The organism is Aeromonas veronii bv. veronii, assembly GCF_000820225.1.
Lineage (GTDB): Bacteria > Pseudomonadota > Gammaproteobacteria > Enterobacterales > Aeromonadaceae > Aeromonas > Aeromonas veronii.
Genome location: NZ_CDDK01000016.1, coordinates 1 through 13,469, shown reverse-complemented (window position 1 = coordinate 13,469; position 13,469 = coordinate 1). Strand labels below are relative to the sequence as shown.

Genomic DNA, 13,469 nt, shown 5'->3' with positions numbered 1-13,469 from the left:
TCCTTTACTGCAAAGGGGGCCGGCTTGCTGCCGGCTCCGGATTAGAGGAAACCGGCGAACTTGCCGACGATACCGAGTACCACCGTGATGACGATTAGGCGCAGCGGGCTCCAACCTTTGCGGATCAGGGCGTACATCGCCAGGGTGTAGAGCAACGGCAGGAAGGCGGGCATCAGCTTGTCGAGCACATCCGCCTGCAGTTTGACGACTGCATCACCGGCAGTGATCTCGAGCGTGGTGCCAAGACGCACATAGGTGGCGACCAGCGCGCCGATCACCGTCATACCGACGATGGAGGCGGCATGGCCCACCTTGCGGGTATTGGCCTTGATGACCGGAATGGCCGCTACCCCCATGCGGTAGGCGTAGTGCGCCAGACCAAAACGCAGGCCGAAGTGGACCACGTTGAACAGCAGGAAGAAGACCACGGCACCCATGATGGAGCCTTGCAGCGCTAGGTCTGCCCCTATGCCGCCGCAGATGGGGAGCAGGGTGAGCCAGAACATGGCATCGCCAATCCCGCCGAGCGGTGCACCGACGGCGATCTTGGTGCTCTGGATGCTGTTGACGTTCTGCTTGGAGCGCTCCATCGCCAGCACGATCCCCATCACGAAGGTGACCAGGAAGGGGTGGGTGTTGAAGAAACCCATGTGCCCTTTCATGGCCCGGGAGAGATCCCGCGGATTGGTGTGGATCTTCTGCAGTGCCGGCAGCAACCCATAGAGCCAGCCGGAGGCCTGCATCCGCTCATAGTTGAAGGAGGCCTGCAACAGCAGGGAGCGCCAGGCAAAGCGGTTGATATCCTGCTTGGTCAACTCGGCGCCAAGCTGCTGATCTTCATAGGTGTCGTCGGATTGTGGCCGGGTATTGTGCGGTTCAGCGCTGGAGATGATCCGCGCAGCTGTGTTGTTAGATGCCATCTTCGGTTTCCTCCTGAACAGGACGAGCTTGCGGGGTGGTGGTGCGCATGAAGTCGATCAGGGCCATGGCCAGCGCGGCGGCGGCGATGGCCAGTACCGGCAACTGGAGCCAGGCGGCAGCAACGAAACCGAGGATGAAGTAGGGGATATAGACGTTCTTCATCATGATCTTGAGCAGCACGGCAAAACCGATGGCGGGCATGATGCCGCCAGCAACGCCGAGGCCGTCGATGAGGCGGGCAGGTAGCACGTCGATGGCCGCCTTGGCATGTTCGGCCCCGAAGTAGGTAGGCAGGAAGGCACAGAGGAAGTAGAAAGTGCCCAACGCCAGCAGTGCCAGGTAGTTGACCCGCTCGATACCGCGCACGTCAGCCGCTTCGGCCATGCGATCGCAGCGGGACATCACCCCCGACATCACCGAGAAGAGGAAGGTGATCCCCATCTGCACGGCAACGGCGAAGGGAACGGCAACCCCGACCGCCACATCCGGTTTGACCCCAGTGGTGATGGCGAAGGTGGCGCCGACTATGGTGCCGATAATGACGTTGGGCGGTTGCGCCCCCGCTAGCGGGGCCAACCCCATCCAGACCAGCTCCAGGGTGCCGCCTACCAGAATGCCGGTGGGCAGGTCGCCGAGGATGAGGCCAACCAGCGGCCCCAGCACCACGGGACGGTGGAAGTGGGTCAGACCGTTGAACAGGTCGAGTCCGGCGAAAAATGCCAGGATGCCAAGCAGCAGACCTTGTAACAAACTGATTTCCATCACAATTGTCCTTAATCAGAGCAAATTGAAAATGTCCTGTGCCGGTTCGGTCGGCACGCCCTGGACATAACACTCGACACGGGCGTCCCGCAGGGCGCGAAATGCGGTGATGTCCTGTTCGTCCACGGATACGGTCTTGTGGATTTGACGCTTGCCGTCGGCGTAATGCATGTTGCCGACGTTGATCCGGGAGATGGGGACACCTCCCTGAACCAGGGTGTTGAAATCGGTAGGGTTTTTGCAGACCAGCAGAATCTTCTGGCGATCCGCCGCCTTGTGGATGTTGTCGATCACTTTCTGGAGCGGCCAGAACCGCACCGCAATGCCTTCGGCCAGTACCATCTCCATCAGGTTCTGCTGGATGGGGTCCTCTGCCACTTCGTCGTTGGCGACCAGCACCAGATTGGCACCGGCAAAGCCGACCCACTGGACACCGACCTGACCGTGGATCAGACGCTCATCGATCCGGCTCAATACGATATTGGGCATCACAGCACTCCTTCTTGGTGGAACGGATAGATATTGACCCCCTGTACGACCCGGTTGACCTGACCGGTGGGGCAGGGATTGTCCGGGCTGATCCCCAGTCCCAGCGAAGTATGGAAGGCGTAGTACTGGGCATAGAGCAGGTAGCAGAAGGCGAGCTGGGCATCGTCGCCATGCAGGGTGGCGGGCAAATAGATGTGCTCCCCCTCCTCGATGGAGGGATGGTGCTGGTCGGCGATGGCGACCACCTGGGCGGCCTTGCCATCGCTTCGCAGCTCGCGCAGCAGATCCAGATCGTATTGTCGGGTGTAAGGGTCGTTGGAAATGAGCAGCACAATGAGCGTCTGTTCGTTGACGACCGATTTCGGGCCGTGGCGAAAGCCGGTGGGGGAGTCGAACATGGCGACCAGATGGCCGGCGGTCAGCTCCAGCAGCTTGAGTGCCGCCTCCTGCGCCACCCCTTGCAGACTGCCGCTGCCAAGATAGATGACCCGCTCGGGCAACGGCTCGTTCCAGGCCGGTACGCGCTGCACAACCTGCTCCAGAATGGTGTCGCTGGTAGCGACCAGTTGCTCGCAGCGCTGGCGGTTGAACCGCTCTGGCAGGAAGAGAGCCAGACAGCTCAGCATCATGCTGGTCAGGCTGCTGGTCATGGCGAAGCTGCGATCATTGGTCTGGGGTGGCATCAGCAGGGCCAGAGAGTGGGCATCTTGCTGGCAGCGGCGATAGAGCGCCCCTTCACCGTTGCAGGTCAGCACCAAATGGTGGCAGTGGCTGAGCAGCTGGCTGGCCAGTTCGACCGCCGCCACGCTCTCGGGGCTATTGCCGGAGCGGGCAAAGGAGATAAGCAGGGTCGGGCAATCTTCGGCCAGATACTCGGCCGGATCGGTGACGATATCCGTGGTGGCGATCGCCTCGACCCGGGCATGCAGGTGGGCCGAGAGATAGGGGGCGAGCGCCCGACCGGCAAAGGCGGAGGTGCCAGCCCCGGTCAGGATGATGCGCAGCTCTTGCCGGGCGAGCAGGGGGGTCAGAAAACGGGTCAATGCTGGACGGCACTCCTCGACCATGGCGAGGGTCTCGCGCCAGGTGACGGGTTGCTGGCGAATTTCACGGGCAGTCGCCAGGCCATTGGCACTGCGCAACATCTCTTCTGGATAACCAAGGATCATGTCTGCAACTCCTTATACAACAGGGTCGAGCTGGGAATGGCGGCGAGAGGCCGCAGTGCAGGCGCTGGCGTAGTGCCGCAGCACCTCCTGCACCTGATCGAGAATGAGGTCATGGGGATTGGCCGAGAGCGAGCCCTGACGCACCTTGCGATACTGCAGGGGCAGATGCTGGCTGAGCAGTGGCAAGGGGATGGGCTCCGCCGCCAGATTGGCCAGCAATCTGGCGTAGCACTCATCGACCCGGCTATCGGGCCAGTAGTAGCGAATGCGATCCGAATAGCTGTAGCCACGGGCCAGTCGACACTCGTTGGCACTGCCCTGATAGTGGCTGCTCCAGAAGTCGGGGCGCTCCAGCATGGTCTCTTCCATCACCTTGCGCAGACCTGAACAGGCCTTGGCAACCACCAGTTCCTCCTCGATGGCGGCAAGGGCAAACAGCGCTTCGCGCAGGGCGAAGGTGAGGGCGGGGCCGACTTTGAGAATGGCAAAGTGGTCGCGTACCAGCTGGCGGTAAGCCTCGGGAGTCTGGTAATCGGTGGAGTGGGCCTCGAACACCATGTGGGGATAGGCTTCGATCATCCGGCTAAGGGGCACCGCTTTTTCGGGCCGGTAATCGATGACGCGGGTATGGTCAAACTCGACGCCGGGTTGCACCACCAGACCGATCACCCTCGGCCAGATATGGGCCAGCCCTGCCTTGCTGAAGGCCTGTTGGTGGGCCTCGAGGGTATGGCGCGCCGCCTCCGGCGTGGTGACCGCCAGCTCGGCAAGATCTTCATGGGCACCGCCCGGCACCGGCACCTCGGTGCCAATCACATAGACCAGATCGCTCTCGCCAAAAGTGGCCAGACAGGTTTGCTCGGCGATCTGCGCCAGCCGTGCCGCCCTTTCAGCGACCAGCTCGTCGGTCAGGGGAACGGGATCGCCCTGACAGGACATGCTGCAGTCGAGGTGGATCTTCTTGAACCCGGCCGCGACATAGCTGGCGATGAGATCCCCGGCATGGGCCATGGCCTGCTCGGCCGGTTCCCCCTGCCAGCGGTTGGGACCCAGATGGTCTCCCCCTAGAATGAGGCGCTGCGCCGGAAAGTGACACTGTGCCGCCAGCTCGTAGAGACGATCGCGAAAGTCGGCGGGGGTCATGCCGGTATAGCCGCCAAACTGATCCACCTGATTGGATGTGGCCTCGACCAGCAGCAGCTCATCCCCTTCGGCGGCCAGCCGCAGCGCGGCCTCCAGCACCAGCGGGTGAGCGGAGCAGACGGCGTAGATCCCGGTCTGTTCTCCCTGTTTATGTCTTTCGACCAGTGCCAGCATGGATTTCATTTTGATGTTCCTTGGTTGCTGCGGATGGAAAGGTTCTTTCGATTTCTTTTCTTTACGGTAGTGGGGAGGAAAAGAAAACGAAACAAAAGAGTCGTTAGATCTTGAGATGGATCACAAAAAGAAAGGTATCGAAAGGTTGTGAATGATGGGTAAAGATGGGGAGCGTGGTGGTAAAGCGTAATGAAGGCTTGATTTGGCACCTTTGCTGAGCGTTAATATGCAAACGTAACGAAGTGAAAGCGATCTTTCACTACAGCATTCCGGCAGAAGAACTATGCAAACAAGCGAAAAAGGTGCGCTCGGAACCAGCGAGCGGCGGGAGCGGATTATTCAGCAGCTGCGCAGCAATGGCAGCGTTCAGGTCAACGAGCTGGCGACTCACTATCAGGTCTCTACCGTGACCATCCGCAACGATCTGGCCTTTCTGGAGAAGCAGGGGGTGGCCGTGCGCGCTTACGGCGGCGCCCTGCTGTGCGAGCTTGGCCAGACGGTGCCGGAGCGCACCATTGCCGACAAGAGCGTGCTCAATACCCCGGTGAAACAGCGGATCGGTGCGCTGGCGGCGACCCTGGTGCCCTCCGGTTGTCGCCTTATCCTCGATTCGGGGACGACAACACTGGAGGTGGCGCGTCATCTGAAGGGACATCAGGAGATCCTGGTGATGACCAACGGCATGAATGTGGCGAATGAATTGCTCGAAGCAGAGGGGGTGGAGCTGCTGATGACGGGCGGGCATCTGCGCCGCAAGTCTCTCTCCTTCTACGGTGCGCAAGCGGAGCAGTCCCTGCAAAACTACCACTTTGACATGCTGTTTCTCGGGGTGGATGGCATCGATCTGGAGCGCGGCGTCAGCACCCATCATGAGGACGAGGCGCGCCTTAACCGCTGCATGTGTCAGGTGGCCGAGCGGATTGTGGTGGTCACCGACTCCACCAAGTTTGGCCGGCGCAGTCTGCACAAGATCATCGATACCTTGCGTATTCACACCCTGATCACCGACGATGCCGTGCCTGCCGATATCCTTTCCGGCCTGCGCAATGCCGGTATCGAAGTGCTGTTGGTACCAGCCGATGGCAGCAAGGGGCAGGAGAAGCAGGGGCAATATAATCCAGTACAATCAGCTATAAGCGGTTGATGACAAACGCGATAGACTGGGTTTCTTACTCACTGATCGAGCCTGTTATGTACCACCCCGATATCACCGAACTTGAACCTGTCGCCCGAGCGGCGGGAGCGGCCATCATGGCCATCTACAGCCAGCCCTTCGCGGTGGAGTACAAGAGCGACGAGAGTCCCCTGACCGCGGCCGACAAGGGTGCTCATGAGGTGATAGTGCAGGCGTTGGCACAGCTGACTCCGGATATTCCCGTACTGTCTGAGGAGTCGGGGCCCGAGGTGATGGCGGCGCGCCACGGCTGGTCCCGCTACTGGCTGGTGGATCCCCTCGATGGCACCAAGGAGTTTGTCTCCCGCAACGGCGAGTTCACCGTCAATATCGCGTTGATCGAAGAGGGGGCGCCGCGTTGGGGGCTGGTCTATGCACCTGTGCTGGGCAAGCTCTGGTATGGCGGAAAGGGTCTCGGTGCCTGGCGCATCGTCGATGGCAAGCGCGAGCCTATACAGACTCGGCCTCATCGTGAAGGCGAGGCGTGGCGAGTGGTGGGCAGTCGCAATCACCTGTCGCAGGAGACCCTCGATTTCTTGGCTCCTTTTGGCGAGATCGAGCTGGTTTCGATGGGCAGCTCCCTCAAGTTCTGCATCATTGCCGAGGGGGACGCCGAGCTCTATCCGCGCCTTGCCCCCACCTGCGAGTGGGATACCGGCGCGGCGCAGGCGGTGCTGGAGGGGGCGGGTGGCAGCGTCACCCAACTCGATGGCTCGCCGCTGCGTTACAACAAGCCCGACATTCTCAACCCCTGGTTTGTCGCCAAGGCATAAACGAGATATCGGGATGCAAAAAGGCCGGACTGGAATGAACTTCCAGTCCGGCCTTTTTTATTTCGCTATTCGCTTTGCGGTCAGAAAACCTTTTTGAACGGCTTGATGGTCACTTTGGCATAGACGCCAGCTGCCACATAGGGATCGGCATCGGCCCAGGCTTGGGCGTCCGCCTGCGAGGCAAACTCGGCGATGACGGTGCTGCCGGTAAAGCCTGCATCGGCCGGATCCTCGGCATCGATAGCCGGGTTGGGACCCGCGGTCAGCAGGCGACCTTCATCCTGCAGGGCTTGCAGTCGGGCCAGATGGGCAGGGCGAACTTGCTTGCGCAGTGGCAGGCTATCGGGGACATCTTCGGAGTAGATGAGATACCACATGAGACAATCCTTTTCTGATGAGGGTTACTTTTTGGGTTCGTCTTTTTGCTGGGACAACTGCTCGGCAGGGATGTGGCGGTAGAGATAGACGCCGCTCAGCAGGGTAAAGACCAGCGTCATCCCCAGCAGACCGAACACCTTGAAGTTGACCCACATCTCCTGCGGCAGGTTGAACGCCACATAGAGGTTGAGCAGGCCGCAGACGGTAAAGAAGCCGACCCAGCCGAGATTGACCTTGTCCCAGACTGCATCGGGCGCTTGCAGCTCCTTGGCCAGCATCTGTTTGATCAGGTTCTTGCCAAAGCCGTAGCGGCTGATGAGCAGACCCAGTGCAAACAGTACGTTGATGACAGTCACTTTCCACTTGATGAAGGTGTCATCGTGGAAGAAGACGGTGAGGCCGCCGAAGAAGCCAACCAGCAGGAAGGTAAAGAGCTGCATCTTCTCGACTTTGCGATAGCGGATCCAGCTATAGGCGAGCTGCAGACCGGTGACCACTACCAGTGCGCCGGTAGCCATGTAGATGTCGTAGAACTTGTAGACCGCAAAGAAAACGATAAGTGGAATAAATTCAATAAATTGCTTCATGTCTGGCGCCTAGTCCTCAAAGATGGCCTGCAAATTTCGCCCAGTCTACCTGCATGGCGGACAACGGCAAATGAATAAGACCGCTCATTTTTACGCCGGTTCCGCGCTGTCGCCAAACAGTTGGCGTGCAATGGAGATCCCCAGTCGCTGCTGATCGGCCAGCAGGTCGCGGATATGGCGCTCTTCAATCAGAGGGTTGAGCAGCACGGCGCGCAGCAGGGTGAGCGGTTGGGCACCGTAGCGTACCACCGCTCGTTGGGTGCGGGAGACAAAGCTGTGCCCCTCGGCCCGCTGGGCTTTTTGCAGGGACACGTTGAAGTCGTTGATCTGCGCATTGGCCGTCTCATCTAGCACCTTGCCCTGCAGATGGGGCGGGATGCAGCGATAGGAGAGCAGGTTCATCACCGGTGCCGACATCAGCTCGAAGGCGGGATTGCTGGTGATGAGCTCGGCCATCAGCCGGGCCCGGTCGTAGTTGGCTTCGATAAGCTCGGCATAGCCTTGCTGGCCGAACAGCTGGAAGGCGGCATCCAGATAGAGGGCATTGGCCGGGCGGGTGCCCTCCAGGGTAAAGCGGCCCTGATCGAACGAGGTGGCACGAATGGCGTAGGGCGCCTCTCGCTTGACCGCCATCATCAGGTCGGGCTGGCGGCAGAGCAGCATGCCTGTACCAAGCGGCACCAGCAGTTGCTTGTGGCCATCGAGGGTGACGGTGTCGGCCTGCTCTATTCCGGCCAGCAGACCTTGATAGCGGGGGGAGAAGAGGGTCGGGCCGCCCCAGGCCGCATCCACGTGGAAGTGGATCTGCTCGCGCTCGGCGATGGCGGCCAGCTCAGGCAGGGGGTCGATGGAGCCAAAGTCGGTACTGCCAGCCACGCCGATCAATGCCAGTACTTTCAATTTCTGCTCTTTGCACTGGATCAGCGCCTGCTCCAGCGCAGCCAGACTGAGCCGGTTCTGTTCGTCAGTCTCAAGGCGCCAAACGCTGCGGGCGCCCAGCCCCAGCAGATCCATCCCCTTGTCGAAGGAGTAGTGCATCAGCCGGGAACCCAGAATAACGGCGCCGCGATAGCCCTGCTCATAGAGGGCGAACAGGTTGTCGCCACAGGCGCGGTTGCGGGCCAGCCACAGTGCCGTGACGTTGGCGATGGTGCCGCCGCTGGTCATGACGCCGAGGGCGGCATCCTTGGCATGCATCTGCTCGCCGTAGAAGGCATCGTCCCTGCCATAGATGAGGCGGTGCAGCTTGGCCAGCACCTCCCGCTCCAGAAAGCTGAGCAGGCGGGAGGACTCCATCTTCATCGGATTCTGGTTGAGCATCACCAGCAGGCGTGACAGCTCGGCGGTATAGGCCGGCAGTGGCGCCGTCATGTGGCCCATGTAGCGTGGCGAGGTGAGGTGTGAGGCGCCGGGCACCAGAGTAGCCAGCCGCGCCAGATACTCCTCGATAGGTTGGCCGACTGCAGGCATGCGGGATTGATCGAGCTGGTGGGTGAACAGGTCGCGCTGATAGGGGGCCTGACTGTCGTCGGAGTGGTGGAAGCTCTCCAGCAAGGTGTTCATGGCCTCGCCAAAGGCGGGATCCGCTTGTGCAAACAGCTCAGTCAACTTCATCAGGTTCTCCAGACCAGGTCACCGGGGTAGGTGTCTATGCCGCTTGTCTCGGGCATCGGCGGCAGAGCATACACCAAAGGTTGGCAGGTGACAGCCACTCCATTTTTTAAGCGAACACTTGTACTCCGAAATGGCGCTGGGTAGAGTGAGCCACAGTTATTGTGGAGTCGATGTTATGAGTGGTGTGATGGATTACTCCCCCCGGGAGGAGCTGGCAAACCGGCTGAGCCACGGTGCGGGATTGTTGCTGGGGATTGTCGGGTTGGTGCTGTTGCTCATCAAAGGATGGGGGCAGGGCACGCAGGCGCTGGTGAGTTACAGCCTTTATGGCGGCAGTCTGGTGCTGCTCTATCTCGCCTCGACCCTCTACCACAGCATGGGGTCAGGGCGGGCCAGACGCTGGTGCAAGGTGTTTGATCACTGCGCCATCTATCTGCTGATTGCCGGCACCTATACCCCCTTCCTGCTAGTCGCGCTCGACACGCCGCTGGCGAAGGGGTTGATGGTGGTGATCTGGGCCCTGGCGCTGGCTGGCGTGGTGTTCAAGCTGGTGTTTATCAACCGCTTCAAGAAGTTGTCGCTTTTTACCTACCTGATGCTGGGTTGGCTGTCGCTGGTGGTCATCTACCAGCTCTATATCCATCTGGCCGGTGAGGGGCTGCTGCTGCTCGGGCTTGGCGGCCTTATCTACAGCCTCGGGGTCATCTTCTATGTGGCCAAGCGGATTCCCTATAACCACGCCATCTGGCATCTCTTTGTGCTGGGTGGCAGCGTTTGTCACTTTATGGCCATTTACGGCTACGTCGCCTAACGTCTTGCAACTAGCCCTTAATTGGTATTTTTAGCGCGTAAAAGGATAAATTCGTGCGGTATCACACAGTTGGCATCAGCGTTTGCTGACAAGCTAGGGCCAGTTCAATTCGCAAAGGATGCACGAAATGAGTGAAATCGCGCTTTCCATCAGCATGTTGTCGCTGGTGGCAGTGCTAGGACTCTGGCTGGGAAACTGGCGAGTCTATGGCGTTGGGTTAGGAATAGGGGGGGTGCTGTTCGGTGGCATCATTGTGGGTCACTTTGCAGGTGCCTCCGATCTCGCGCTGGATGCACAAACGCTTCACTTTATTCAAGAATTTGGCCTGATCCTGTTTGTCTATACCATCGGCATCCAGGTCGGGCCGGGTTTCTTCTCGTCATTGCGCAGTTCGGGTCTCAAACTCAACGCCTTTGCCGCCTTACTGGTCATCCTTGGCTGCGTGGTGGCCGCTGGCTTGCATCAATTTTTCGATGTGCCGTTGCCGGTCATTCTGGGGGTCTTCTCCGGTGCCGTCACCAATACGCCATCCCTCGGTGCGGGCCAGCAGATCCTGGCCGAGCTGGGCGCCGCGCCCGGTTCTACCGGTTTGATGGGGATGGGCTATGCGGTTGCCTATCCGTTTGGTATCTGTGGCATTTTGCTCACCATGTGGCTGGTCAGGGTCTTCTTTCGCATCAAGATCGACGATGAAGCCGCCCAGTTCGAGCTACAAACCGGTAAAACCAAGGAGAGCTTGCAGACCATCAACATCGCGGTGCGCAATCCCAACATGCACGGCCTGATGCTGAGCGAGATCCCGAGTCTCGACGAGTCTGATGTCATCTGTTCACGGCTCAAGCGTGGCGACGAGCTGATGGTGCCACGGCCGGAATCCCGTATCGAACTGGGTGACTTGCTGCATCTGGTGGGTGAGCGTCACGCGCTGCACAAGGTGTTGCTGGTGTTGGGGGAGGAGGTGGAGACCTCGCTCTCGACCCGCGGCACCGATCTGCGCGTCGAGCGGGTTGTGGTGACCAACGAGCAGGTTCTTGGCAAGAAGATCCGTGATCTGGATATCAAACAGCGCTATGACGTGGTGATCTCGCGCCTCAACCGTGCCGGTATCGAACTGGTGCCGACCAGTCAGACCAGCCTGCAGTTTGGCGATATTCTCAACTTGGTTGGCCGTCTCGACGCCATCGAAGCGGTGACCAATGTGGTCGGCAACGTGCAGCAAAAACTGCAGCAGGTGCAGATGTTGCCGGTATTTATCGGGATCGGTCTCGGCGTATTGCTCGGTTCCATCCCCTTCTACCTGCCCGGTTTCCCGGCCGCTCTTAAATTGGGTCTGGCGGGTGGGCCGCTGGTGGTGGCGCTGATCCTGTCGCGGATCGGCAGCATCGGCAAGCTCTACTGGTTCATGCCCCCCAGTGCCAACCTGGCGCTGCGGGAGATCGGCATTGTACTTTTTCTGGCGGTGGTCGGATTCAAGTCCGGTGCAGGTTTCGTCGATACCCTGATCAACGGTGATGGCCCGGCCTGGATGCTCTACGGCATGGCGATCACCCTGATTCCGCTGCTGGTAGTCGGTGTGCTGGCGCGACTCTACGGCAAGATGAACTACCTCACCCTATGCGGTTTGCTGGCCGGCTCTATGACTGATCCTCCCGCGCTGGCCTTTGCCAACGCCATGCACCCGACCAGTGGCGCCAGTGCGCTATCATACGCCACTGTCTACCCGCTGGTGATGTTCCTGCGGATCATCTCGCCACAGCTGCTGGCTATCATCCTCTGGGCGGGAGCCTAGGGTTAATCCTGACGGGAGCATGCTTTGTCATGCTCCTGTCATTACTTTGTAATCTATTGATAATTTTGGTTTTTGCCATTCTCACAACCTCGTTTTACACACTTCTGTCTGGCTGAACAGTTCAGCCTCAAATCGGTCTATCCTTTCGAATTTTCGAGCTGGTTATTTTTTCCCTCAGTCTGCAAAGTAGGCTGTGGCTTATTGCATTCAAATCAGGATTCAGGAGAGAACATGATCACCAATGCCGTTACCTTGGAACAGGGCGTAACCGTAACCCAACTTAAAGGACAAATTTATCTGGTTGCCGCTGATGGCAGCCGGAAGCTGTTGGCTGAAGGTGATGTACTGCCGAAAGGGGCGGTGATCATGTCGCCGGATGGCGCCAGTTTCATGGGCGGCGGACAGTCGTTCAATGTGCAACCAGCCAGCGAACAGAGTGAGCCTGCCGAAGAGGGAGATGCTCCCCAGCTGGCGCAAAACGGCGCTGCAGGTACTCCTGATGATATCAATGCCCTGCAACAGGCCATTTTGGGCGGTGCGGACCCGACCCAGGCCTTTGAAGCCTCTGCCGCAGGCGGTGCACCTGCCGCCGGTGGTGGCGGTATTGGGGGCGTCGCCGGTGCCAGTGGCAACGGCGGTTTTGTCACCATCGATCGTACTGGTTCCGCAACCATTGCTGAAGCCACCTTCGATACCACCTACAACGCCAATGGTGAGCCACCGTTGGGTGCTGCTGGCGAGGATGAAGTATTTGACCTGACTCCGCCCACCATTTCCGTAGTTGCGCCAGATAACACCAATGACACCACTCCGACCCTGACCGGAACCACGGATGCTCCCGTTGGCAGCATCGTCACCCTGCTGGTCACCGATGCCAACGGCAATCAACAGACTCTGACCGCTATCGTTACACCCGGCGGTACCTTCACCGTGGATGTGGTCACCCCATTGGCCGAGGGCACCTATACCGTCACTGCCACAGTGACCGATCCTGCGGGGAATACCGGCAGTGCGACTGATTCAGGGAGTGTGGATGTAACAGCTCCAGCGATCACCGTTGATGCGCCCGACAATACCAATGACACCACCCCGACCATCACTGGTACTAGCAATGCGGTTCCAGGCAGCACGGTCACTCTTGTGGTGACCGATGCCAATGGCACTCAGCAAACCCTGACTACCACCGTGCAACCGGGTGGTGGTTACAGCGTGGATGTCACCACTCCGTTGGCGGAAGGCAGCTATCAAGTAACGGCCAGCGTCACCGATCCGGCCGGCAACACCGGCACTGCGACCGACGATGGTAGCGTGGATAGCAAGGCCCCTAACCTGACCATCGCGCTTGATGCCAATATCACCGACGACGACGTCATCAACGCCGCCGAAGCGGGTCAGCAGATCCCGGTCAGTGGTACCGTGAGCGGCGAGTTCAAGGTAGGCGACATCGTTACCCTGAACGTCAATAACACCGCATACACCGGTCCGATGGACGCCAATGGCCGCTTCACCATCTTGGTGGCGGGCAGTGACCTAGTGGCCGATAAAGACCAGAGCATCGATGCCAGCGTGACCAGCACCGATGCGGCGGGCAACAGTGCCACTGCGACCGACAGCGAAGGCTACAGCTTGGATACTGCCGCCCCGAGCGTGGTGGTCAACATCGTTGACGAGCAACTGACCGTGGG

13 protein-coding genes are annotated in these 13,469 nt (G+C 59.7%); 5 read left to right on the top strand and 8 right to left on the bottom strand.

Annotation, left to right across the window (positions count from 1 at the left end; all coding sequences use genetic code 11):
* Positions 1 to 41: 41 nt before the first annotated feature.
* From agaE to kbaZ, 5 genes are read right to left on the bottom strand one after another with little or no spacing between them, the layout of a single operon-like run.
* The gene (agaE, locus tag BN1139_RS05950; RefSeq protein WP_005354370.1) at positions 42 to 920 is read right to left on the bottom strand and encodes a PTS N-acetylgalactosamine transporter subunit IID; all 879 of its coding nucleotides are present in this window, start codon (positions 918 to 920) and stop codon (positions 42 to 44) included.
* The gene (gene agaW / locus BN1139_RS05945; protein WP_005354369.1) at positions 910 to 1,683 is read right to left on the bottom strand and encodes a PTS N-acetylgalactosamine transporter subunit IIC; all 774 of its coding nucleotides are present in this window, start codon (positions 1,681 to 1,683) and stop codon (positions 910 to 912) included. The genes agaE and agaW overlap by 11 nt, the downstream gene beginning before the upstream one ends.
* Before the next feature lie 15 nt (positions 1,684 to 1,698).
* Entirely contained in the window at positions 1,699 to 2,172 is a 474-nt protein-coding gene (gene agaV / locus BN1139_RS05940; RefSeq protein WP_005335358.1) for a PTS N-acetylgalactosamine transporter subunit IIB, read from the bottom strand.
* Entirely contained in the window at positions 2,172 to 3,341 is a 1,170-nt protein-coding gene (locus tag BN1139_RS05935; protein WP_005354367.1) for an SIS domain-containing protein, read from the bottom strand. The genes agaV and BN1139_RS05935 overlap by 1 nt, the downstream gene beginning before the upstream one ends.
* 12 nt (positions 3,342 to 3,353) lie before the next feature.
* Positions 3,354 to 4,667, bottom strand: a complete 1,314-nt coding sequence (kbaZ, locus tag BN1139_RS05930; protein WP_005354365.1) for a tagatose-bisphosphate aldolase subunit KbaZ — start codon at positions 4,665 to 4,667, stop codon at positions 3,354 to 3,356.
* A gap of 274 nt (positions 4,668 to 4,941) precedes the next feature.
* Here kbaZ and BN1139_RS05925 point away from each other — a divergent pair, with 274 nt between their 5' ends.
* Together BN1139_RS05925 and cysQ are read left to right on the top strand one after the other, a co-directional pair.
* The gene (locus BN1139_RS05925) at positions 4,942 to 5,802 is read left to right on the top strand and encodes a DeoR family transcriptional regulator (RefSeq protein ID WP_005354364.1); all 861 of its coding nucleotides are present in this window, start codon (positions 4,942 to 4,944) and stop codon (positions 5,800 to 5,802) included.
* Positions 5,803 to 5,849: 47 nt separating this feature from the next.
* Entirely contained in the window at positions 5,850 to 6,605 is a 756-nt protein-coding gene (gene cysQ / locus BN1139_RS05920; protein WP_005354353.1) for a 3'(2'),5'-bisphosphate nucleotidase CysQ, read from the top strand.
* A gap of 80 nt (positions 6,606 to 6,685) precedes the next feature.
* Here the strand turns inward: cysQ and BN1139_RS05915 are convergent, their stop codons facing one another.
* The 3 genes from BN1139_RS05915 to BN1139_RS05905 form a co-directional block, all read right to left on the bottom strand.
* Positions 6,686 to 6,982, bottom strand: a complete 297-nt coding sequence (locus tag BN1139_RS05915; protein ID WP_005354350.1) for a YciI family protein — start codon at positions 6,980 to 6,982, stop codon at positions 6,686 to 6,688.
* A gap of 24 nt (positions 6,983 to 7,006) precedes the next feature.
* Positions 7,007 to 7,570: a septation protein A gene (locus BN1139_RS05910; RefSeq protein WP_005354349.1), complete on the bottom strand. Its 564-nt coding sequence runs from the start codon at positions 7,568 to 7,570 to the stop codon at positions 7,007 to 7,009.
* Between the two features lie 90 nt (positions 7,571 to 7,660).
* Positions 7,661 to 9,184: an aminotransferase class V-fold PLP-dependent enzyme gene (locus BN1139_RS05905; protein ID WP_005354348.1), complete on the bottom strand. Its 1,524-nt coding sequence runs from the start codon at positions 9,182 to 9,184 to the stop codon at positions 7,661 to 7,663.
* A gap of 175 nt (positions 9,185 to 9,359) precedes the next feature.
* Between BN1139_RS05905 and trhA the strand changes: the two genes are divergently transcribed.
* From trhA to BN1139_RS05890, 3 genes are all read left to right on the top strand, one after another.
* On the top strand, positions 9,360 to 9,995 hold the full coding sequence (gene trhA, locus BN1139_RS05900) for a PAQR family membrane homeostasis protein TrhA (RefSeq protein WP_005354346.1): 636 nt from the start codon (positions 9,360 to 9,362) through the stop codon (positions 9,993 to 9,995).
* A 127-nt stretch (positions 9,996 to 10,122) separates the two neighbouring features.
* Positions 10,123 to 11,784, top strand: a complete 1,662-nt coding sequence (locus BN1139_RS05895) for a putative transporter (RefSeq protein ID WP_005335335.1) — start codon at positions 10,123 to 10,125, stop codon at positions 11,782 to 11,784.
* Between the two features lie 231 nt (positions 11,785 to 12,015).
* Positions 12,016 to 13,469 (top strand): retention module-containing protein (locus BN1139_RS05890; protein ID WP_041980287.1); only part of this gene is annotated, 1,454 nt, incomplete at its 3' end.

What these genes read in the sequence shown, in the direction of transcription:
- agaE (WP_005354370.1), bottom strand. Translation starts at nt 920, where the DNA reads ATGGCATCTAACAACACAGCTGCGCGGATCATCTCCAGCGCTGAACCG.
- agaW (WP_005354369.1), bottom strand. Translation starts at nt 1,683, where the DNA reads ATGGAAATCAGTTTGTTACAAGGTCTGCTGCTTGGCATCCTGGCATTT.
- agaV (WP_005335358.1), bottom strand. Translation starts at nt 2,172, where the DNA reads ATGCCCAATATCGTATTGAGCCGGATCGATGAGCGTCTGATCCACGGT.
- BN1139_RS05935 (WP_005354367.1), bottom strand. Translation starts at nt 3,341, where the DNA reads ATGATCCTTGGTTATCCAGAAGAGATGTTGCGCAGTGCCAATGGCCTG.
- kbaZ (WP_005354365.1), bottom strand. Translation starts at nt 4,667, where the DNA reads ATGAAATCCATGCTGGCACTGGTCGAAAGACATAAACAGGGAGAACAG.
- BN1139_RS05925 (WP_005354364.1), top strand. Translation starts at nt 4,942, where the DNA reads ATGCAAACAAGCGAAAAAGGTGCGCTCGGAACCAGCGAGCGGCGGGAG.
- cysQ (WP_005354353.1), top strand. Translation starts at nt 5,850, where the DNA reads ATGTACCACCCCGATATCACCGAACTTGAACCTGTCGCCCGAGCGGCG.
- BN1139_RS05915 (WP_005354350.1), bottom strand. Translation starts at nt 6,982, where the DNA reads ATGTGGTATCTCATCTACTCCGAAGATGTCCCCGATAGCCTGCCACTG.
- BN1139_RS05910 (WP_005354349.1), bottom strand. Translation starts at nt 7,570, where the DNA reads ATGAAGCAATTTATTGAATTTATTCCACTTATCGTTTTCTTTGCGGTC.
- BN1139_RS05905 (WP_005354348.1), bottom strand. Translation starts at nt 9,184, where the DNA reads ATGAAGTTGACTGAGCTGTTTGCACAAGCGGATCCCGCCTTTGGCGAG.
- trhA (WP_005354346.1), top strand. Translation starts at nt 9,360, where the DNA reads ATGAGTGGTGTGATGGATTACTCCCCCCGGGAGGAGCTGGCAAACCGG.
- BN1139_RS05895 (WP_005335335.1), top strand. Translation starts at nt 10,123, where the DNA reads ATGAGTGAAATCGCGCTTTCCATCAGCATGTTGTCGCTGGTGGCAGTG.